This is a genomic window from Collinsella aerofaciens, from assembly GCF_015554145.1.
Classification (GTDB): Bacteria; Actinomycetota; Coriobacteriia; order Coriobacteriales; family Coriobacteriaceae; genus Collinsella; species Collinsella aerofaciens_AA.
This window is the reverse complement of sequence record NZ_JADNHZ010000020.1, coordinates 22,858-44,150: the sequence shown is the minus strand read 5'-3', so window position 1 is coordinate 44,150 and position 21,293 is coordinate 22,858. Positions and strand designations below refer to the sequence as shown.

Annotated in this window: 19 protein-coding genes; 13 read left to right on the top strand and 6 right to left on the bottom strand. The window is 65.4% G+C overall.

All coding sequences use genetic code 11. From position 1 onward, the window contains the following. The first annotated feature begins 16 nt into the window (after nt 1-16). Genes cobJ through cobK form a run of 13 tightly spaced genes read left to right on the top strand, consistent with a single transcriptional unit; the run spans nt 17 to nt 12,408 of the window. On the top strand, nt 17-742 hold the full coding sequence (gene cobJ / locus I2E13_RS08395) for a precorrin-3B C(17)-methyltransferase (protein ID WP_324249384.1): 726 nt from the start codon (nt 17-19) through the stop codon (nt 740-742). Beyond that, complete coding sequence (gene cbiE / locus I2E13_RS08390) at nt 730-1,977, top strand: precorrin-6y C5,15-methyltransferase (decarboxylating) subunit CbiE (protein ID WP_195404806.1); 1,248 nt, start codon at nt 730-732, stop codon at nt 1,975-1,977. The genes cobJ and cbiE overlap by 13 nt, the downstream gene beginning before the upstream one ends. After that, complete coding sequence (locus I2E13_RS08385) at nt 1,974-3,356, top strand: cobyrinate a,c-diamide synthase (protein WP_271817611.1); 1,383 nt, start codon at nt 1,974-1,976, stop codon at nt 3,354-3,356. The genes cbiE and I2E13_RS08385 overlap by 4 nt, the downstream gene beginning before the upstream one ends. Then, on the top strand, nt 3,349-4,491 hold the full coding sequence (locus tag I2E13_RS08380; RefSeq protein WP_082435472.1) for a nicotinate-nucleotide--dimethylbenzimidazole phosphoribosyltransferase: 1,143 nt from the start codon (nt 3,349-3,351) through the stop codon (nt 4,489-4,491). Before I2E13_RS08385 ends, I2E13_RS08380 begins: the two co-directional genes overlap by 8 nt. Beyond that, entirely contained in the window at nt 4,488-5,036 is a 549-nt protein-coding gene (locus I2E13_RS08375) for a bifunctional adenosylcobinamide kinase/adenosylcobinamide-phosphate guanylyltransferase (protein ID WP_195404805.1), read from the top strand. Before I2E13_RS08380 ends, I2E13_RS08375 begins: the two co-directional genes overlap by 4 nt. Then, nucleotides 5,033-5,800 (top strand): adenosylcobinamide-GDP ribazoletransferase, encoded by a 768-nt coding sequence (locus I2E13_RS08370; RefSeq protein ID WP_195404804.1) that lies wholly within the window; start codon nt 5,033-5,035, stop codon nt 5,798-5,800. The genes I2E13_RS08375 and I2E13_RS08370 overlap by 4 nt, the downstream gene beginning before the upstream one ends. After that, nucleotides 5,734-6,798 carry a histidine phosphatase family protein gene (locus I2E13_RS08365; protein WP_229057899.1) on the top strand — a complete coding sequence of 355 codons (1,065 nt, stop codon included), beginning with the start codon at nt 5,734-5,736 and terminating at the stop codon, nt 6,796-6,798. Before I2E13_RS08370 ends, I2E13_RS08365 begins: the two co-directional genes overlap by 67 nt. After that, nucleotides 6,798-7,772: an adenosylcobinamide-phosphate synthase CbiB gene (gene cbiB, locus I2E13_RS08360; protein WP_195404803.1), complete on the top strand. Its 975-nt coding sequence runs from the start codon at nt 6,798-6,800 to the stop codon at nt 7,770-7,772. Before I2E13_RS08365 ends, cbiB begins: the two co-directional genes overlap by 1 nt. Further along, nucleotides 7,769-8,992: a pyridoxal phosphate-dependent aminotransferase gene (locus I2E13_RS08355; RefSeq protein WP_195404802.1), complete on the top strand. Its 1,224-nt coding sequence runs from the start codon at nt 7,769-7,771 to the stop codon at nt 8,990-8,992. Before cbiB ends, I2E13_RS08355 begins: the two co-directional genes overlap by 4 nt. Further along, nucleotides 8,985-10,484: a cobyric acid synthase gene (locus tag I2E13_RS08350; RefSeq protein ID WP_271817610.1), complete on the top strand. Its 1,500-nt coding sequence runs from the start codon at nt 8,985-8,987 to the stop codon at nt 10,482-10,484. Before I2E13_RS08355 ends, I2E13_RS08350 begins: the two co-directional genes overlap by 8 nt. Continuing rightward, nucleotides 10,481-10,996 carry a cob(I)yrinic acid a,c-diamide adenosyltransferase gene (locus I2E13_RS08345; RefSeq protein ID WP_195404800.1) on the top strand — a complete coding sequence of 172 codons (516 nt, stop codon included), beginning with the start codon at nt 10,481-10,483 and terminating at the stop codon, nt 10,994-10,996. Before I2E13_RS08350 ends, I2E13_RS08345 begins: the two co-directional genes overlap by 4 nt. Further along, nucleotides 10,997-11,638, top strand: a complete 642-nt coding sequence (locus tag I2E13_RS08340; RefSeq protein WP_195404799.1) for a precorrin-8X methylmutase — start codon at nt 10,997-10,999, stop codon at nt 11,636-11,638. Next, nucleotides 11,635-12,408, top strand: coding sequence for a precorrin-6A reductase (gene cobK / locus I2E13_RS08335; RefSeq protein WP_195404798.1), 774 nt, complete (start codon nt 11,635-11,637; stop codon nt 12,406-12,408). The genes I2E13_RS08340 and cobK overlap by 4 nt, the downstream gene beginning before the upstream one ends. A gap of 253 nt (nt 12,409-12,661) precedes the next feature. On the opposite strand, the gene I2E13_RS08330 is transcribed toward cobK, so the two are convergent. The 6 genes from I2E13_RS08330 to metK form a co-directional block, all read right to left on the bottom strand. Continuing rightward, nucleotides 12,662-13,876 carry an ABC transporter permease gene (locus tag I2E13_RS08330; RefSeq protein ID WP_195404797.1) on the bottom strand — a complete coding sequence of 405 codons (1,215 nt, stop codon included), beginning with the start codon at nt 13,874-13,876 and terminating at the stop codon, nt 12,662-12,664. Beyond that, a complete protein-coding gene (locus tag I2E13_RS08325; RefSeq protein WP_055250391.1) occupies nt 13,873-14,646 on the bottom strand; it encodes an ABC transporter ATP-binding protein in 774 nt (257 codons plus the stop codon). The genes I2E13_RS08330 and I2E13_RS08325 overlap by 4 nt, the downstream gene beginning before the upstream one ends. Then, entirely contained in the window at nt 14,646-16,058 is a 1,413-nt protein-coding gene (locus I2E13_RS08320; RefSeq protein ID WP_195404796.1) for an efflux RND transporter periplasmic adaptor subunit, read from the bottom strand. The genes I2E13_RS08325 and I2E13_RS08320 overlap by 1 nt, the downstream gene beginning before the upstream one ends. 132 nt (nt 16,059-16,190) lie before the next feature. Continuing rightward, entirely contained in the window at nt 16,191-17,906 is a 1,716-nt protein-coding gene (locus I2E13_RS08315) for a L,D-transpeptidase (protein ID WP_055250387.1), read from the bottom strand. Between the two features lie 149 nt (nt 17,907-18,055). Further along, a complete protein-coding gene (gene sdaAA, locus I2E13_RS08310) occupies nt 18,056-19,663 on the bottom strand; it encodes an L-serine ammonia-lyase, iron-sulfur-dependent, subunit alpha (RefSeq protein ID WP_195404795.1) in 1,608 nt (535 codons plus the stop codon). A gap of 311 nt (nt 19,664-19,974) precedes the next feature. Further along, nucleotides 19,975-21,255, bottom strand: coding sequence for a methionine adenosyltransferase (gene metK, locus I2E13_RS08305; RefSeq protein WP_022094972.1), 1,281 nt, complete (start codon nt 21,253-21,255; stop codon nt 19,975-19,977). Nucleotides 21,256-21,293: the final 38 nt, after the last annotated feature.

Sequence of the window (21,293 nt, the reverse complement as noted above, 5' to 3'; positions counted from 1 at the left end):
GGGAAAGCTCTTCGTGGTGGGGATCGGCCCGGGCGGCCCCGACGGCATGACGATTGCGGCTCGGCGCGCGCTCGAGGCGGCCGACATCGTTGTGGGGTACACGAAATACGTGGAGCTCGCGCTCGCCGCCGTGCCCGACGCGGCGCATCTCGCGACGCCGATGATGCACGAGGTCGAACGGTGCCGCCTGGCGCTTTCGCGCGCGCAGAGCGGAGAAGCCGTGGCACTTGTGTGCAGCGGTGACGCGGGCGTGTACGGCATGGCGAGCCCCGTGCTGGAGCTTGCGGAGGACTACCCCGATGTAGACGTGGAAGTTATCGCCGGGGCCACCGCGGCTCAGAGCGGGTCGGCGGTGCTCGGCGCCCCGCTTGCCCACGACTTCGCGGTCGTGTCGCTCTCCGACTTGCTCACGCCGTGGGAGGTCATCGAGCGCAGACTCGCCGCCGTGGCGAGCGCCGACTTCTGCATCTGTTTGTACAACCCACGCAGCAGAAAGCGCGCTGACAGGCTCTCGCGCGCGGCGAAGATTATGCTCGAATGGAAGGCCCCCGACACGCTCTGCGGCTGGGTACGCAACATCGGGCGCGAGGGGCAGCAGTCGGGCATGTGCAGGCTCTCCGAGCTGGGGGAGCTCGATGCTGACATGTTCACCACCGTGTTCGTCGGCAACGCGGGCACGAAGCGCGTAGGCGGCCGTATGGTCACGCCGCGCGGGTATCGGGAGATTCCATGCGAAAGGTAACGATCATCGGGGCGGGTCCCGGAAACCCCGACTTGCTCTCGCGCGCGGCGCTCGACGCGATCGACATCGCCGACGTGGTCATCGGCGCTCATCGCGCGCTTGTCGGCATCGACGTGCCGCCCGACGTGGTGAGATGCGAGCTCGTGAAGACGGCGGACATCGTCGCCGCGCTCACCGATGCGGCGTCGTGGCAGCGCGCCGTGGTCGTGATGACGGGCGATGTGGGGCTGTTCAGCGGCGCGCGCCGCCTGGTGGAGGCGCTCTCCGGCGGCGCGCAGGTGGACGTGCGCATCATTCCCGGCATAAGCTCAGCGTCGTATCTCGCCGCGCGCCTCGCGCGTCCATGGCAGGATTGGCGCTTCGCGAGCGCTCACGGCGTGGCGTGCGACATCGTGGCCGAGGCCGAGCGCGCAGGTGAGCTCTTTCTCGTCACGTCGGGCGGGGAAGACCCCTCGCGGCTTTCGGGCGAGCTTGTGCAGGCGGGCTTCGGGGACGCGCGCGTGACGGTGGCCGAGCGCCTGTCGTACCCCGACGAGCGCATCACCTGCGCGACCGCAAGTGAAATTGCAGGTCAGACGTTCGACGACTTGAACGTGATGCTTATCGAGTTCGCAGGCGGCGCCGCGAGCTCCCGCTGGCCGTACGCTTCCTCGGGCATTCCCGACGAGCTCTTCATCCGCGGCGACGTTCCCATGACCAAGCTGGAGGTGCGCGCCGTCGCGCTCGCAAAGCTGCGCCTTACCGCAACCGACACCGTGTGGGACGTCGGCGCCGGCACGGGGAGCGTGTCGATCGAGGCGGCGCTCGTCGCGCGAGCGGGGTCGGTATGGGCGGTCGAGCGCAACGCGGCCGGCGTGCGGCTCATCCGAGAGAACGCGGATGCATTCGGGTGCGGCAACGTGCATGCTGTCCCCGGTGTCGCCCCCGAAGCGCTCGCGAAACTGCCCGTCCCCGACGCCGTGTTCGTCGGCGGGAGCGCGGGCGAGCTTCCCTCCATCGTGGAGGCGGCGCTCGAGAAGAACTCGCAGGTTCGCCTGTGCGTGCCATGCGTCACCGTTGAGACGCTCACCGAGGCGTGCGCGCTCCTCTCGGGTTCGCGCTTTAAGGGGTTCGAGGCGTGCCAGGTGTCGGCCGCCCGTGCCGAGGCTGTAGGCTCGCACCATCTTATGAAGGCGCAAAACCCCGTGTTCCTCGTCAGTGCGCATGGTACAGGTTGGGAAGGCGGCGCCCGGTGAGCACGTCCATCCCGCGCTTCATGATCGCTGCGCCCTCGAGCGGGAGCGGCAAGACGGTCGTTACGTGCGCGCTCCTGCGCGCGCTCGCGCGCCGCGACCTCGCATGCGCGGCCTTCAAATGCGGCCCCGACTACATCGACCCGCTCTTTCACCGCCGCGTCGTGGGTGCGCGCTCGGGCAACTTAGACGGCTTCTTCACCGACGCCCCGACGCTGCGCGCCCTGCTCGCACGCGGCGCCGCGGGCGCGGATGTCGCGGTACTCGAGGGGGTTATGGGCTTCTACGACGGCATGGCGCCCGGCGTGGCCGACGCGAGTAGCTACCAGGTTGCGCGCGACACGGAAACGCCGGTCGTTTTAGTGGTGAACGGGCGCGGGGCGTCTTTATCGCTCGCCGCCGTAATCCACGGCATCGCCGAGTTCCTGCCTTGTGCGAACGTGCGCGGCGTCGTGCTGAACAAGACGAGCGCCGCTGCCTGCGCCTACGCGGCGCCTGCGATCGAGAAGCACACGGGCGTCGCGGTTTTGGGGAATATCCCCGCCGCCGAGGCGTTCTCGCTCGAAAGCCGGCATCTGGGGCTTGTGACCGCCGACGAGGTCGAGCAGCTCTCCGCGCGCATCGACAAGATGGCCGAGCTGGTGGAAAAGAGCGTCGACGTCGACCGCTTGCTCGAAATAGCTGCGACGGCCCCCGATATCCGCGAGGAACCTTACCGGTTGGAGCCGATCGCGGGAGCGCGGCCCATCGTCGGCGTCGCGCGTGACGAGGCGTTCTCGTTCTACTACGAGGAGAACCTGCGCGCGCTCGAGGACCTTGGTTGCGAGCTGGCCTTTTTCAGCCCCCTGTGTGATAGCGAGTTGCCCCGGGGGACAAGCGCCCTCTATCTGGGGGGCGGCTACCCGGAGCTCCATGCGCGGCAGCTCTCCGAGAACGCGCCGATGCGCGAGGCGGTGCGGCGCGCGGTGGAATCCGGCATGCCGACGGTCGCCGAATGCGGTGGGTTTCTGTACCTGCAGCGCGAAATCGCCGATAGCGAGGGGCGGCGCTGGCCTGTTGCGGGCGCCCTTGAGGGCGCAAGCGAGAACGGGGGAAGGCTGTCCCATTTCGGGTACGTGGAGCTCACTTCCCAACGCGACGGGCTCTACGGGCCGCGCGGCACACGCATCCGCGCGCACGAGTTCCACTACTGGCAGTCCACCTGCCCGGGCGGCGACTTCTGGGCGCAGAAGCCCCGGCGCGACAAGGGCTGGCCGTGCATGACGACCATCCCGTCCCTGGTGGCGGGCTTCCCGCATGTGTACTATCCCGCGAACCCCGACGTTGTGCGCGCGTTCGCATCTGCCGCGGCGTCGTTCGCAGAGAGGAGACGGCATGGCTGAAACAATCGAAACCGCGCTTGCCTGCATTCGCGAGGAAGTTGAGCGCGCGTTCTCGTCGGCGCCGGGCGCCGTGCTCGAAGCCGCGCTTTCCCGGATCGCGCCTGCAGACGAATGCGCCCGCGCCGCCGCGTACGCCGCGTGGGACTCCATCGCGCACCCCTTGGGGGGATTGGGCGACTTTGAAGACGCCGTCGCGCGTATCGCCGCAGCTCAGGGGAGCGCCGAGGTGGCCGAGTTCCCCCGCGCGCTCGCGGTATTCTTCTCCGACAACGGGGTCGTTGCCGAAGGCGTGTCGCAAAGCGGGCAAGACGTGACGCGAGCCGTCGCGCACAACATGTGCGAGGGGGCCACGAGCGCCTGCCGCATGGCGGCGTTCGCGGGTGCCGAGGTCGTGCCCGTCGACGTGGGTATGGCCCGGGGCATAGAAGACGCGCGCATGGTGCGCGCGAACGTGCGGCGGGGGAGCGGCAACATCGCGCACGGCACCGCTATGTCTCGCGATGGGGCCGTGCGCGCGATCGAGGTCGGAATCGCCGTCGCGTGCGGGCTCGCCCGCGCCGGCGTGCGCCTTCTCGCCGCGGGCGAGATGGGCATCGGCAACACAACCACCTCGGCGGCGGTGGCCGCAGTGCTCATCCGGGCGGACGCGCGGAGCCTCGTCGGGCGCGGCGCGGGGCTCTCGGACGCCTCGCTCGCGCGCAAGCGCGACGTGGTCGAGTGCGCTATCGACGCGAACTCGCCCGATCCCGCCGACCCGATCGACGTGCTCTCGAAGGTGGGCGGCTTCGACATCGCGGCGATGTGCGGCTTCTACCTGGGGGCCGCGGCCTCGAAGGCGCCGGCGCTCCTCGACGGGGTCATATCCTGCACGGCGGCCCTGTGCGCGGCGCGCCTGTGCCCCAACGCCTTGGGCTACCTTGTGGGCACCCACGCATCAAGCGAACCCGCTAGCCAGGAGCTCCTTCGCGAGCTCGGCATAAAGGCACCCCTCGTCGCAGGCATGCACTTGGGCGAGGGCGCGGGCGCCATGGCGTATCTGCCCCTTCTGGATTCGGCGCTGCGCGTGTACCGGGATGGGAAGACGTTCACGGCGACTGGCATGGCTGCTTACGAACATTTCGAGGCCGGGATATGACGGTGACGCTCGTTATCGGCGCCGCCGCGAGCGGCAAGAGCGCCTACGCTGAGTCCCTGTGCCTCGGGCACGACGGCCCTCGCGTGTACCTGGCAACGATGGAGTCCTTCGGGGAAGAGGGCGCCCGCCGCATCGCGCGCCATCGGGCGCTGCGCGAGGGCAAGGGGTTTTCCACCCTCGAGCGCACGCGTGACGTGGGCGCCGCAGCGCCCGGGCTTCCGCGCGGCTGCACGCTTCTTTTGGAGGACGTGGGCAACCTGGTTGCGAACGAGCTCTTCGCGGAAGGCGGCTTGTCCCCACATGACCCCGACGCTGCGGCGCGCGAGGTGCTCGGAGGCATCGAACGGCTCGCTCAGGCCGCTGCGTATACGGTGGTGGTCACCGTCGACGTGTTCGCCGATGGGATGCGCTACGATGAAGGGACCGAGGCATGGAGGCGCGCGCTCGCGCGCGTGAACGCGGGCGTGGCGGCGCTGGCAGACCGCGCAGTCGAAGTGGTATGCGGGATTCCCGTGTGGATGAAAGGCGAAGGACCTACAAGGTGAAGATAGTAGAGGCAATCTGCGCGGCGTTCGGAACGTTCTCGCGCATCCCCGTCCCGAAATCGGCTTGGACCGATTTCGGGTCAACCCATGCTCTTGCCGCGTTTCCCCTGGTGGGCCTTGCGGAAGGCTTACTCATGACGGCGTGGGGGCACGTGGCGAACCTGCTCGGCGTGCCCGCGACCATCGTCGCGGCTGTGCTCGTGGCGCTGCCTGTGGCGGTGACGGGAGGCATCCACCTAGACGGGCTCTGCGACACCTCCGATGCGCTTGCAAGTTGGGCCCCGCGCGAACGAAAGCTCGAGATCATGCACGACCCGCGGGCGGGCGCCTTCGGGGTCATCGGTGTTGTCGTGTACCTTATTCTGCAGTTTTCCCTGTTCACCGCGCTGCCGCTTACGGCGGGGACGTTCCTCGCGCTTCTGTGCTCGCTCGTGTTCTCCCGCGCGCTTTCGGGGCTCGCCGTTGAATGCTGGCCTGCCGCGCGGGCGGACGGCATGGCCGCGGGGCTCTCGCCTTCGAAGAAGCGCGCGGCGATCGTTGTGCCGCTTTGCGCTTTCGCTGCGGCTTCGGCTGCAGGGATGGTCGCGTGCGCTCAGGCCGTCGGCGCCCTTATGGCGGTGGCGGGGCTTTTGGCGCTCGCGTGGTACCGCCATGTTGCCCTGTCCCGCTTCGGCGGGGTGACGGGGGATTTGGCCGGATGGTTTCTGCAATGGGCCGAGCTCGCGATGCTTGCCATGCTGGTGGCGGGGGGCATGCTCCTATGATGCTCGTGGTAGGTGGCGCGCATTCGGGGAAGAGGACCTTCGTGCGCGAAAAGCTCGGGTTCGCGTCGGACGATTTCGTCGACGCGGCGCAGTTTGCGGAGGGCGGCGTGCCTGCGGCTTTTGCCGGCCGTGTCGCGTACCGTGTTGAGGATCTCGTACGCGCGCTCGACGCTGACCGGGCCCTCGAGCGGCTGATCGGCTTCGACGTAGTGATTCTGCCCTTGGTCGGCTCGGGGGTCGTCCCTATGCGTGCGGAAGACGCCCAATGGCGCGAGCGCGCGGGGCGCCTGGGATGCGCGCTCGCTGCGCGCGCCGACGTCGTCGTGCGCATGACGTGCGGGATACCCCAGGTCATCAAAGGAAACCTTGCCGATGCGCCTCGAGGGACGCAGGGCGCGGGCGCGCCTTTGGAAGTCGTCTTCGTGCGCCATGGTGCCACGGCGGGCACGGAAGACCATCGCTACAGCGGGGCGGGCACCGACGAGCCCCTGTCGAGCGCGGGCGAGCGCGCTTTGCGCGACCTCGCGTGCTATCGTGACGTGTTCCGTGTTATCACGAGCGGCATGGCCCGCACCGACCAGACGGCGCGCATCCTCTTCCCGAACGCGGAGCTTATGGCGTGCCCCGGTCTGCGCGAGATGGATTTCGGCGACTTCGAGGGGCGAAGCGCCGCCGAGCTTAAAGAGGATGCGCGCTATCGCGCCTGGGTAGACTCCTGGTGCGAGACGCGCTGCCCGCATGGCGAGGGCAAGAGCGATTTCACCCGCCGCGTCATCGCGGCGTTTCGGGAGGCGTGCGAATCGGAGCGCGCCCAGGGGAGTGGGCGCGCCGTCTTCGTCGTTCACGCGGGTACCGTGAAAGCGCTGCTCTCTGAGCTAGCTGTCCCGAAAATGGGATACTTCGACGTGCATACCGAGCCGGGCGGCGCATGGGCCGCCACTTGGGATGGGCGCTGCCTTCGCGACGTTCGCCCCGCTTGGGGGGGCGATGCCCGGTGATGACGATTCTTGCCGTCGCCGCCGGGTTCGCGGCCGACCTTGCCTTCGGCGACCCGCGCTGGCTTCCCCATCCCGTCGTCGCCATGGGGCGCGCGATCACGTGGGCCGAAGGCCGCCTGCGGGGCGCATTCCCGCAAACGTCCGCGGGCACGCGCGCCGCAGGGCTTGTGCTCGCCGTGGCGCTTCCGCTTGCGTGTGGGCTTTTGACCTGGGGAATCCTGCATCTTTGCGGCATGGTTCACTCCGGCTTGCGCTTCGTGGCCGAGGCATGGGCGAGCTATCAGATTCTCGCGGCATGCGAGCTGCGCCGCCAGAGCCTGGCCGTTGCCCGCGCGTTCTCGAAGGGCGGACTTGTCGCGGCGCGCGAAGCCGTCGGGCTCATCGTGGGACGTGACACGTCTGTTCTCGACGAGCAGGGCGTCGCGCGCGCCGCCGTGGAAACGGTGGCGGAGAACGCGAGCGACGGTGTCATCGCGCCGCTTTTCTACCTTATGATCGGGGGTGCGCCCTTGGGCATGGCGTACAAGGCGGTGAACACGCTCGACAGCATGGTGGTCTACAAAAACGAGCGCTACATCGACTTCGGCTGCGCCTCGGCGCGCCTCGACGATGCTGTGAACTGGATTCCCTCGCGGTTATCGGCCCTGTTCATGATCGCCGTGTGCCCGATCGTCGGGCTCGACGCGCGCGGGGCGGCGCGCATCTGGCGCCGCGACAGGCGTCGCCATGCGAGCCCGAACGCGGCGCAGACCGAGTCGGCGTGCGCGGGTGCGCTCGGACTGCGCCTGGCAGGACCCGCGGTGTATTTCGGCAAGCTCGTTGAGAAACCGACGATAGGCGACGCGTCCCGCGAAATCGAGTGGGGCGACATCGCCCGGGCGACAAGGCTCATGCTCGCCGCGTCCGTATGCGCGCTCGTCGTCTTCGGCGCCGCGCGCGCGGCGGTCGTGCTCGCCGTGGGGGCGATGGCATGAGGAAAGACCACGCCGCGCCCCGGGCTGCCGGGGGAATCCTGCGCGCCCGCACGCATGGGGGCAGCGCGCAATCGCTCGGCATCGCTTGCGAGGGGGGTGCCTCCGACCTCATTGACTTCTCGGTGAACGTGAATCCGGCAGGCCCCTCGCCGCGCGCCGTCGCCGCAGCTTGCAAGGCGCTTTCTCGAATCGACGCCTACCCCGATAGGGAAAGCCTCGCCCTCGTTCGCGCGCTAGCGCGCGACCAGGGCATTCCCGAAGATACTATCGTCTGCGGCGCGGGCGCGTCCGACATCATCTGGCGGCTCGCCACGGCGGTGCGCCCGAAACGCATCGTCGTGTGCGCGCCGACGTTCTCTGAATATGCGGAGGCGGCATCGTACTACGGCGCATGCGTGCAGGAGTTCCCGCTCTCCGAAGCGGACGACTTCGACGTGCCCGCCTCCTTCGCCCGCGCGATCGAGGGGCCGGGAGACGTGGCGTACCTCTGCAATCCGAACAACCCGACGGGGCGCCTCGTCGACCCCAGCGTGATCGAGGCCGCGGCTTGCCGCTGCGAGCAGGTGGGCGCGCTGCTCGTCGTGGACGAGTGCTTCCTCGGATTTGCGCCCGACGCCCGCGAAAGGAGCGTGGCCGCACGCGCCGCGTGTTCGCGCCATGTGGCCGTGCTCTCCGCGTTCACCAAGCTCTACGGAATGGCGGGGTTGCGGTTGGGATATCTGATCAGCGGAAACGCCCAACTCATCGAGGGGATTCGCCGGGCGGGGCAGGCGTGGCCCGTCTCCTCGGTCGCCGAGGCCGCGGGCATCGCCGCCTTGGAAGACGTTGAATACGTCTCGCGCACGCGCGACGTATTGGCGGGCGAGCGAGCGTGGCTTTCCCACGAGCTCTCCTCGCTCGGGCTTTCCGTCGTGCCGTCGGATGCGAACTTCCTTTTAGTCCGCACGCCGGCGAAAGACATCCCCGAGCGCCTGTATAATCAGGGTGTTTTGGTCCGCACGTGCGACTCGTTTTCGGTACTGTCCCGTTTCTGGTGCCGCGTCGCGGTGCGCACGCACAGGGAGAACGCCCGGCTTGCGATGGCGTTCAGCCGCGTGCTTCGGGCGGAAGGTGCGTCGGGCGAAGGCGAACCCGACGAACGGGGCGGCGCTTCTTGCGGCGGCGCTATGGCGGGCGCGGATGGCCGAGGCTTGGCGAAGGAGGTCGATACCCGTGGGTAGGGCCAAGCCCATCATGATCCAGGGCACCATGTCGAACGCGGGGAAGAGCCTGCTTGCGGCGGGGCTGTGCCGCGTGCTTTCGCAGGACGGCCTGCGCGTGGCTCCCTTCAAGAGCCAGAACATGGCACTCAACAGCGGTGTCACGGCCGACGGGCTCGAGATGGGGCGCGCCCAGATCATGCAGGCCGAGGCGTGCGGCATCCCGCCCGACGTGCGCATGAACCCCATCCTGCTCAAGCCTGAAAGCGGCCACCGAAGCCAGCTCATCGTGGCCGGCAAGGCGCAGGGAGCCTTCGCTGCGAGGGACTACTTCGCGCGAAAGAAGGCGCTCATGCCGCAGATTTTGGAGGCGTTCGATTCGCTCGCGGAGGAAAACGACGTCATCGTCATCGAGGGCGCCGGCAGCCCCGCCGAAATCAACCTTGCCGAAAATGACATCGTCAACATGGGGGTCGCGCGCGCCGTGTCCTCCCCCGTGCTGCTTGCGGGCGACATCGACCCGGGCGGGGTATTTGCCCAGCTCTACGGCACGGTCGCGCTCCTTGCGCCCGAGGACCGCGCGCTTTTGCGGGGGCTTGTGGTGAACAAGTTCCGCGGCGATGTGGAAATCCTGCGCCCGGGTTTGGCCCCGCTCGAGAAGATGTGCGGGGTTCCCGTCGTGGGGGTCGTGCCGTATCTTACGCTCGACCTGGACGACGAGGACTCGCTCGCGCCGCGCCTATCTGCCCGCGAGGCGCGCGGCGTCATCGACGTCGCCGTCGTGCGTCTTCCGCATCTTTCGAACTTCACCGACTTCGACCCGCTTTCGCGCGTGCCCGGCGTGGGCGTGCGCTACGTTTCCTCGACGACCGATCTGGGCCGACCCGACCTGGTGGTGCTCCCCGGCTCGAAGACCACGCTCGACGACGCGCGCTGGCTTGCGGCTAGCGGCATCGGAGCCTGTGTACGCGCGCTTTCGGGCGCGGGCACGCCGGTGCTCGGCATATGCGGAGGCTACCAGCTTTTGGGAGACGAGCTTTCCGACCCGCACGGCAGGGAAGGCGCTGGCACCGCGCGCGGGCTCGGGCTCATCCCTGCAAGTACGGTGTTCAAGGAGGAAAAGCGCCTCGCCCAGTCGGCACTGCGCATCACGGGCGCCCAAGGCGCGTTCTCGGTGTGGAACGGCATGACGGCGCGCGGGTACGAGATTCACGACGGCGAAACGACCGTCTCCTGCGCTCCTGCGGGCACGATTGGCGGCAAACCAGAAGGCGCGGCCTGCGGAAACGTGTTCGGAACCTATCTCCACGGCCTGTTCGACGAACCGGGGGTGGCGCTCGCCCTCGCGCGCTCGCTCGCGCGCATGCGCGGCCTGCCCGAGAACGTCGTGGGTGCTGCGGGCGCGGCGTCCGCGGCCGATCACCGTGCGCGCGAGTTCGACCGCCTGGCCGACGTCGTGCGCGGGGCGCTCGACATGGAGTATGTCTACCGCATTATCGAGGAGGGCGTATGATCCACGTGTATCATGGCGACGGCAAAGGCAAGACCACGGCGGCGATGGGCCTCGCCCTTCGCATGCTCGCTGCAGGCCGCCGCGTCGTCGTCGTGCAGTTCCTGAAAGACGGCGAAAGCGGGGAGGTGCGCCTGCTCGCCGAGCATTTCGGCGTGCCCGTGTTCGCGGGGAAGGTGTCGGACAAGTTTACCTGGTCGATGACGTCGGAAGAACTTGCCGCGACGTGCGAGCTGCACGATGGGAACCTCGCTTCCGCGCTCGCCGAGCTCGAGGGCGCGCAAGAGGGACTGCTCGTGCTCGACGAGGCGCTCGACGCGCTTTCGAAGGGGCTTGTCGACGAGGCGCTCGTGGACCGTGCGCTCGATATGTCCGCGCGCGGCGTCGAAGTAGCGCTCACCGGGCGCGCGCCTTCCCACAAGATCGTGGAGAAGGCCGACTACATAACCGAGATGCGGTGCAAGAAACATCCCTACGAGCAGGGGATATGTGCAAGGGAAGGAGTGGAGTACTAGATGGATTCCAAGGAGATGGCGCCCGGCGACATCGAGCGGCGCAGCTTCGAGATCATCACCGAAGAGCTCGGCGGCCGCACGTTCCCGCCGCTCGAAGAGCCCGTCGTGAAGCGCGTCATCCACACCACTGCCGACTTCTCGTACGCCGATTCCCTCGTGTTTACCCATGACGCCGCGCACTGTGCGCTCGACGCACTGCGCGCAGGGGCCACGGTGCTCACCGACACGAACATGGCGCTCGCAGGCATAAGCAAGCCCGCGCTCGAGAAGCTCGGCTGCAAGGCCGTGTGCTTCATGGCCGCCCCTGATGTCGCCGCGGCTGCGCGCGCCGCGGGCACGACTCGCGCCGTTGCGAGCATGGACAAAGCTTGCGGCATCGAGGGTCCGCTCATCGTGGCCGTCGGCAACGCTCCCACAGCACTTCTGCGCCTCGCCGAGCTCATGGACGCGGGGAAGATCGCGCCCGCGCTCGTCGTTGGGGTGCCGGTCGGGTTTGTGAACGTGGTCGAGGCGAAAGAGGAGCTACTCGCACGACGCGTTCCGGCCATCGTCGCGAGGGGTCGCAAGGGCGGTTCGACCGTGGCGGCCGCCATTATGAACGCGCTGCTCTACCAGATCACGCGCACAGGCGGCCCGAAGTGACGGCCCCCGCATCCGCGCTGGCGCTGCGCATCTTCGCCGGCACCACCGAGGGCCGCCTTCTGTGCGAATGGGCGAGCAGGGCGGGCATCCCCGCCCGTGCCTACGCGGCAACCGAGTACGGAGGCGAGCTTTTGGGCGAGCTTCCGGGCATCGAGGTGCATGCGGGCAGGCTCGACGATGCCGACATGGAGCGCGAGCTTTCCGGCGCGTACATCGTTGTCGACGCCACGCACCCCTTCGCTACGCTCGCAAGCGGCAACATCCGGGCCGCTTCGCTCGCCGTGGGTGCACGATGCCTGCGCCTTGCGCGCCCGGTCGAGGCGCTGCCCAAAGGCGTCGTGCCGGTCGCGTCGATCGCCCGCGCGGCGCGCTTTCTCTCCGAGAACCCGGGTCGCGCGCTTCTCACGACGGGGAGCAAGGAGCTTGCTCCCTACACGCGCGTCGCCGATTTCGCGGAGCGCTTCTTCGTGCGTGTGCTCCCGCTGCCCGGTGCTATAACGAAGTGCATCGACGCGGGGTTTTCGCCGTCGCACGTCATCGGCATGCAGGGGCCCTTCACCCGCGAGCTCAACGAGGCGATGCTTCGGCAGGTGGGCGCCCAGTGGCTTGTGACTAAGGACTCGGGAACCGTAGGCGGCACGGCCGAGAAGCTCGCCGCCGCGCGCGACGTGGGAGCGCGCTGCATCGTGGTCACCCGTCCCGCCGAGGGAAGCGGGGCCCTTTCGCTTCGGGAAGTGGAAGACGCGCTCTTACGGGAGTTCGCGCGCTAGGCGCTTGCCGCGCCTGCGCGCCCTCCCGCCCGCGAGGAGGAGCGTCCCGAGCAAGCTCGACCCGTACAAGCCCGTCATCCATCAATAGCTCGAGGACGACGCCCAGAACTGGCGCAAACAGCCCTTCAATAAGTTGCGGTGAAATAGTGTCTGTTTTTGCTGCTAGATAGCATATTCAGTCCCTAATTCACCGCAACTTGTTGGTGGTGGCTTACTGGTAGCTGGTGGTGGCTTACTGGTAGCTGGTGGTGGCTTACTGGTAGCGTAGGCACTCCACCGGGTTGAGCTTTGCCGCGCGGCGAGCGGGGTAGAAGCCAAAGATTACGCCGATGCCGACGGAGACGGCGAAGGCCAGCAGCACCGTGGCGATTGAAAAGCTCGGTGTGATTTGCCCGCTGGCGCCGAGCTCGCTGAGAACCCCTGATCCTGCGGCAAACATCGCGAGGCCCCAGGCCAGCAGATAGCCAATCAGGATACCCAGCAGGCCACCGGTGACGCACAGCGCCGAGGACTCGGCCAAAAACTGCGCGGTGATATCGCGGCGACTGGCGCCCAGGGCACGGCGAATACCGATCTCGCGGATGCGCTCAGTCACGTTGGTGAGCATCATATTCATAATGCCGATACCGGCGACAAGCAGCGAGATACTGGCGACAGCGCCCATGATGAGCGAGAAGGCGCCCATAAACGAGTTGAGTGCATCGATGGCGCTTTTCATGGAGGTCGCCGATACGCTGTCGTACTCATCATCCTCCGAGATGCCCTTCATCGCGCGCACCTTAGACTCGATGGTCTTGCAGAGCTCGTCCATGTCTGTGCCCTCGGCGGCAAGTGCCGTCACGCTGGGGAATGAAGGATTCTCGTCGCCAAACAGGCCGGAGATGGTTTCGCGTGGCATATACAGCGTGAGCGAGCCCATGGAGTCGCTGCCGCCATCAATCACGCCTACAATCTGCACCTCGCCGTTGGACACCTTGATGGTTTTCCCCAGTGCGTCCTGTTCGTTGCCGTAAAGCTGATCGGCGCCGCCGCGGCTGATGAGCGCCACGCGCGAGCCTGATTGAGACTCTGCCTGTGAATAAACACGTCCCGCAACGAGCTTGCTGGCGCACACGGCATCGAGCATGTCGCTATCGACGCCGTGTGCCATGACGGTATAGCTTTTATCCCCGACCTTGTACTCGGAATAGGCGCTATCGACGATGCCGATCTGCTCAATCTGCGGCACCAGTTTGCGAAGCTTTTCCACATCCGAATCGGTGAGTTCTTGGGACGAATAGATCTCTACCATGCGGGCTGCATTGAGGCCCAGGCTTTTGACCAGGCTGTTTTGGATGCCGCCGATGAGCGAAGTCATGGCGATGACCGAGGCGATGCCAATGACGATGCCAAGGATGGTGAGCAGGCTGCGTCCCTTGTTGGCCTCGAGCGAGTGAAGGGCTTCTTGGACAAGATCGCGGGTGCTCATGCCTTCGCTCCTTTCGGCTGATTGGTGGTTGCAGAAATCGCGGGCAGGTTTTTGACGGCCCCGCGTAACGTATTCGGTGTATGCGCGACATATGCGCCGTCATGGATTCGCCCGTCACGGATGGTTACGGCTCGATCGGCCTCGGCGGCGATGCCGGGGTCATGCGTGATGAGTACGATGGTCTTGCCGCGTTTCTGGAGCTTGTGGAAGGTTTCCATGACGAGCGCCCCGGTTGTCGAGTCTAGATTTCCCGTTGGCTCGTCGGCCAAAATGATGGGCGGGTCGTTGACGAGGGCGCGCGCGATGGCGACGCGCTGCATCTGTCCGCCCGAGAGTTCCGATATGCGGTGGTCCCAATGGTCGACCGGCAGTGTGACGGCTTGCAGCGCGTGCACGGCGCGCATCTCGCGCTGGCTACGCGGCACATTGGTGTAGGACAGCGGCAGCATGACGTTTTCGATCACCGTCAGACGCGGCAGCAAGTTAAAACTCTGAAAGACAAAGCCGATGCTCAGCGCGCGCACCTCGGTGAGCTCATCATCGTCGAGCTCGGCGACGTTGAGCCCTTGCAGGAAATAATCACCCGCCGTCGGCTTGTCCAGGCAGCCCAGGATGTTCATGAGCGTCGACTTGCCCGAGCCCGAGGGGCCGGTGATGGCGACGAACTCACCGGGGTTCACCGCCAGGCTCACGTTGTGCAGGATGTGGGCGCAACCGGCCTCGCTCTCAAAGATGCGGTGCACGTTGCGGATGTCGATGACGGGACGCATTACTTGCCCTCGTCGGCAGACATATTGTCGCCGCCGTCTGCCGTCATGCCTGTGCCGGTATCCGTCACGATGGTGTCGCCGTCGCGTAACTTGGTAACCGGGACGTCTGGGTTGATCTCGTTGCCCTGGTCGTCGCGCTTGACCTGCGTCTTACCGACTACAGCCTCGTTGTCGTTTTGCGTCACGACGGTCACCTTCACGCGGCGCGTCTTCTTGCCTTCCGAATCGGTGGCCTGATTGACGTAATAGTGCTCGCCATCTTCGGTCATCAGCGCCATGGTCGGCACCATAACCACGTCGTCGAGCTTCTCGGTCACTACCGAGACCTCGGCAGTCATACCCGGCTTAAGGCGACTGTCGGGTGCTTCGATGAGGATGTCGACGTTAAAGGTCACGCTGCCGCCGCTACCGGAGCCGGAGTCAGAGTTTGCCACCGAGGCGATAGCCGTGACGGTGCCCTGGCTCACGATATCGGGAAACGCGGGATAGGTCACGTTGGCGCTTTGGCCCACGGCAATTTTGGCGATATCCTTTTCGCCCACCTGAACCGTCACCTTCATCTTGGACAGGTCGGCGATTTGCATGCACTGCTTGCCGCCGCTCGTGTCGCTTTCACCCATGATCATGCCGCCTGTTACCGTAGCGCCCACCTTGGCGTTGAGCTCCACGATGCTGCCCGAGCTGGGGGCCTTTACGGTGCGCTCGGCCGCCTTTGCAGTTGCCTGTTCCAGCGCTGCCTGGGCCGAGGCGAGGTTGCGCTGGGCGGTCGAGACGGCATTTGCGTTGGCGTTTGCGTCCGATGGACCGGTCGATCCGTCACTGTCCGTTGTCGGTGCGGCCTGTGCGGCCGCGAGTGCCACCTTTGCATTGTTCAGGTCTTCCTGGGCGGCCGCGACCGCGCGCTGCGCCTCGGAAACAGCGCTATCGAGCGCGTCGTTCTTAATGGTCATGAGTACGTCGCCCTCGTTGACGCTCTGTCCGGCCTGCACGTTGATCTTTTCAACTGTACCGTCGACAGAAGGGGAGACGACCGATGCCGAGATGGGCTTAAGCTGCCCCTTGGCTTCGACTGTGGTGGTAAACGTGCCTTCGGTGACCATGTCGGTCACCGGTCCGTTGGTGCCTGCGGGTTGCGCGTTGATGACCAGCGTTGCGATGATGGCAATGAGCGCGATGGTAACAACGACACCGACGGCGATACCGCGTCGGATGAGCTTTTTGCGCCGACGCTCGGCACGCTTTGCCTTGAGCTTTGCATAGGCTTCTTCATCGGAGATATCGGTCGAATCGTCGAGACTCGTTTGGGGCTGCTTGGTGCCTGCAGCGCTGATAATCGGCAGGGTCTCGGTGGCATCTTGGGGCATGCGATCGGAATCGTCAGGACCCGGATTGATCGTGGGGACCTTGGACATAGCGTCTCCTTTATTGATATGGCTCCGATAAGTATATACGCCCGTCGCGATAGGCGGGCGTATAGAAGTTGCGGATGACGGTACTGTAAGTTTTGTCGCCGTGCTGTTTACTTGTTGTAGACGTTAGCTGCGTTACGAGTGCACGACCACGCAGAGGCCGACTTTGATGCGCTCGTGGAGCGACTTGGCATCGGCCAGACGCAGGTTGATACAACCGTGGCTACCGCACCACTTGTACGATTCGGCGTTATCGAAACTCGAATCGTTTTGCCAGGTGGCGTCGTGGAATCCGACCATATTGCCCTCGAACGGCATCCAGTAGCTTACCGGGCTCTCGTATTTGGGCTTGCCGGTCTCGGGGTCCTTGGCACCGATGAGTTTGCTGGCGCCATCGTTGCTGTTGATCTGCCATACGCCCTCGGGGGTGGCGTCTTCGCCCGGTTTGCCAGAAATAAAGTTGGCCTCCCACACGATGTTGCCGCTCTCGTCGTAGTAGCGCGCATGCTGCTCGGACAGGTCGACGTCGATATAGGCCTTCCAGTCGGGCTCGCCCTTGGCGGTAAATGTGTCGGCCTTCTGGGAGTACTTGATCTCGATTTCGCCGGTCTGCTTGTTGTTAATGGCGTCTTCGACCTGCTTGGCGAGCGAGCTGCTGTCGATGGACCAACCAAAGTCGCCGCCTTCGACGGCGCACTGCTTGCCATCGGCGCGCGTCCACCAGCGAGTGGAGCCCACGGTATTAAAGCCGTTGGCGAGCTCGGCTGCCCAGCTGCTGATCTGCGACGTATCGAGCGTGGGGTTGGCCGGATCGGCAAAGCTGATCCACTGCAACACGGAGCTGCCATCAACCTTGCCGGCATCCTCGCCGTTGAGCTTGAGGGTCACGTTGACGCCCAAGAAGTTGTTGGCGGCATCGCATGCAGACTGAATCTGATCATCGGTCAGCGTTCCATTGAGCGGCTCATAGGCATCGTTGCCGAGCTTGGAAAGATCTACGGTCTCGGCCAGCGAGGCAAGCTCGAGCTCGGCATACTTAATGACATGCTCGCGGTTGAGTTTTTCGTTGGAGCGCGCCTTCTCGACGGTAAACTTGCCGGCCTGCTCGTCATAGGAGCTATTGGCCTCGAACGCGCCCGAACGCCCCTCGTTAAACTCGTCGATGGCGGCGCCCAGATCCTTCTCAAACTGCTTTTGGTCAAAGGTGTCGGAGAGCATGGACAGGTCGACGTCTTGATCAAGATCGACTTCGTTGGAGCTAGCGGTTGTTTTGGTCTTGCCGCTTAAGGATTCTACAAGGCGAACCGGCCATACAATGGCTTCGTTGCGGCTGATAATCTCTTTTGCGGCAGCTTCGCCGTCGACAATGGGCTCATCGGACTCGGGCTGATAGGTCCAGCTAAAGTCATCGCCTGTCACGGTGAGCTTATAGTGCTTCCAAGCCGAGTTGACCTTGGTGGCGGCAGACGAAGCGTTGGAGAACGAGACATCGACGCCGGCGATAGTGGTGTTGGGGTAGGCTACCTGCGAAAACGCTACAACGCCTACGATATAGACAATGACGATAAGACCCAGAACGACAAAGAGCGTCGTCTTTTTGCCCGACTTATTGTTCTCGGCGGGTTTGCGTGCGGGGCCGCGATCGCCTCGAGCGTGCGTGGGGGGCTGCTTGGGCGCATTGCCATTTGCCTGGCGCTGCTGATGCTGCTTGTTCGGACGTTGGGAAACGTTTGCCGCACCTCGCTGCTGACCGCGGCTCGGCGCGATAGGACGCGGCGACTGAACGCCGCCGGTGTGCCTGCTCGGCTGCTGCGGATCGGGAATCAGTTGAGTTCGATCGTTTTGCGACATCGTATGCATATCCTTCGGATTTCGCCTTGCGGCTCATCGTGTTTTTACTGGGCTTGCATTATAGCGATTACCCAGTTGTTTGTGGTATGGAAACGGTGGCATTCAAAAGAGGTGGGACATTTGTCCCACCTTCGAGTCTTTCTTTGTCGCTATCCGCACACACCGCATTTTGCACAGGCCGAAAGTGCGGCCGGAGCCTGCGCGATGCCACCCTTTGCCGTCTCGCGCAGCGTGGCCGGCAACGCGTGGCCCACGGAGAGCATGACGTGCGCCATCTGGTCAAACGGCACCAGGCTCTTGATACCGGCAAGTGCAAGCTGCGCCGAGCTAAAGGCGGCTGCCACGCCGATGGCATTGCGGTTTTGGCACGGCACCTCCACGAGGCCGCCCACCGGGTCGCAGACCAGGCCCAGCAGGTTGCTCAGGGCGATGGAGCTGGCGTCGAGTGCCTGCTCAGGCGTGCCTCCGAGCATCTGCACCAGCGCGGCGGCGGCCATGGCGGCCGCGCTTCCCACCTCGGCTTGGCATCCGCCCTCGGCGCCGGCGACGCAGGCGCTCGTGGTGAGGTTGAGGCCGATGGCGGCGGCGCAGTAGAGGGCGTCCATGACTTGCTCATCGTCCAGTTGCAGATGGTCGGCGAGCGCCAGCACGCAGCCGGGCACGACGCCTGCGGAGCCGGCCGTGGGGGCGGCGACGATCACTCCCATTGTGGCGGAGCGCTCAAGGACGGCCATGGCGCGGGCCACGGCATCGGTCTGGACGGCGCCCATCAGGCTTACGCTCAAGTCGTTGCGGCCGGTGGCATCAACGAGCTTGGCCTCGCCGCCGATAAGCCCGCCGAGCGAGCGCTGAGGATTGGCGATGGGGGCTGTGGTCTCCTCGCGCATGACGTCGAGCACGCGGCGCATGGCGGCGACGGCGTGGGCCTCGCCGGTCAGGCGCGCCTCGCGAACGGCCATGACGGCGCCGATGTTGAGGCCGAGTTCGGCGCAGGCGTCGAGCAACTGCGCACCATCGTCAAAGATTTCCTTGGCCGAAACGCCGGGGGAGAGCGACGAGGCCGAGCCCGGGAGCTCGATAAAGGTGGCGTAGTTTACATTGTCGAGCTTGCGCAGCATGGGGATGACGGTGTCGTCGGGGGCGCCATCGGTTTCAAAGACGGAGTATGCCTGGCCGCCCACCTCGGTGCGGTAGGTGCGGCAGAAAGCGATGTTTACATGTGCGTAGGCGAGCAGGTTCGTGAGCGCGGCGAGCACACCGGGGACGTCCTGGTGTGCCACGAAGAGCGTGGAATACATGCCCGAGATATCGACGCCGACGCCGTTGATGCGGCTGATGCGCATCTTGCCGCCGCCGAGGCTCTCGCCGCGGACCTGCGCCGTGGCGCCCGTATCGTCGGCCATGTCGATGTCGACGGTGTTGGGATGGATGGAGGCGTCGTCGCCCTTAATTTCAAAGTGGTAGTCGAGGCCCTGCTCGCGTGCGAGGTCGAAGGCCTGCTTGATGTTCTCGTCGTCGGTGTCGAGGCCCAGGATGCCCGCGACGAGCGCACGATCGGTGCCGTGGCCGCGGTAGGTGTGGGCAAAGGAGTTCCACAGGCCAAAGGTGACCTTAGTGATGCGGCCTTCCAGCAGGCTGGCGGCAACTTGGGCGCACCGCAGGGCGCCGGCGGTGTGCGATGAGCTGGGGCCGACCATGACGGGCCCCAAGATCTCGAATGCCGAGGTCGTAGCTAGTGTTTGCGGCTTGCCTGCCATATGCGCTCCTGTTCTATCCCGTCGTTCCGAGGGCTTTGGTATTTGGTCGCCTGCTCTACAGTCCTGACTCGCACGGAGGCCACATTAAGTGGCCTCCGGCTCGTGCGGAACTCGCGATCGACCAAATACCAAAGCCCTCGGAACTTAGGATACATGGTAGGGGCACGCTTGCTGCAAAATTCATCAGCTGGGAACCTATTCTGCGTCCCATGTCGACTCATCTTCGCCACCGGTTAATAAAAAAGAGGTACCGGTTGTTCCGGTACCTCTTTTTGGCGTGTTTCTATTTGGCTGTGGCTTTTCTCGTAAGCCTACAGGCCACAGGCTGCTTTGAGTTCTTCGACTCGGTCGGTCTTCTCCCAGGTAAAGTCGGCGTCTTCTCGGCCGAAGTGGCCGTAGGCTGCCGTCTTTTCGTAGATCGGTCGACGCAGGTCTAGGTCGCGGATGATTGCGCCCGGGCGCAGGTCGAAGGTCTTCTCGACGGCCTCGACGATCTTGTCCTCGGCAACATGCGCGGTACCGAAGGTGTCGACCATGATTGAGAGGGGCTTGGAAACGCCGATGGCGTAGGCAAGCTCGACTTCGCAGCGGTCGGCCAGACCGGCGGCGACCACGTTCTTAGCGACCCAGCGCGCGGCATACGCGGCGGAACGGTCGACCTTGGTGCAGTCCTTGCCGCTAAAGGCGCCGCCGCCGTGACGGCCGTAGCCGCCATAGGTGTCGACGATGATCTTGCGGCCGGTGAGGCCCGTGTCGCCCATGGGGCCGCCTACGACAAAGCGACCGGTGGGGTTCACATAGATGTCCGCGTTGTCCCACGGCATGTTCTCAGCGGCCATGACCGGGGTGATGACGTGTTCGATGAGGTCGGCCTTGATCTTGCCCATGTCCTCGATCTCGGCGGCGTGCTGCGTGGAGATGACGATGGTCGTGACCTCGACTGGCTTGCCTTCCTCGTAGCGCACGGTGACCTGGGTTTTGCCGTCGGGACGCAGATAGGCGAGGGTACCGTCGTGACGCACGGCGGCCAGGCGCTCGGCCAGGCGGCTTGCCAGGTAGTGTGGCATGGGCATGAGGGTCTTGGTCTCGTTGGAGGCATAACCGAACATCATGCCCTGGTCGCCGGCACCGATCAGGTCGATCGGGTCGGTGGTAGCGCCGGTCTGTGTCTCGAAGGACTCGTCGACGCCCTGGGCGATATCGGGCGACTGCTCGTGGATGAGGCTCATAACGCCGCAGGTGTCGCAGTCAAAACCGAACTTGGCACGGTTGTAGCCAATGCGGCGGATGACGCCGCGGGCGATTTCCTGTACGTCGACGTAGGCCTGGGTGCGAATCTCGCCGGCGACGATGACCGTGCCGGTGGTCACGAGGGTCTCGCAGGCGCAGCGGACGTTCTCCACGTTGGCAGGCACGCCGTTGGGGGCGATGTAGCCCTGCTCCTGGAGCTCTATTTCTTTGGCGAGGATTGCGTCGAGGACGGCGTCGCTGATCTGGTCAGCGATCTTATCGGGATGACCTTCGGTCACCGACTCCGACGTAAAAACAAAGGACCCGTGTTGGGGTGGGATGGAACGAAGTTCTTCTGACATGATTGTCCTTTCAAAAACGTGTCCCGGCGACCGTTACC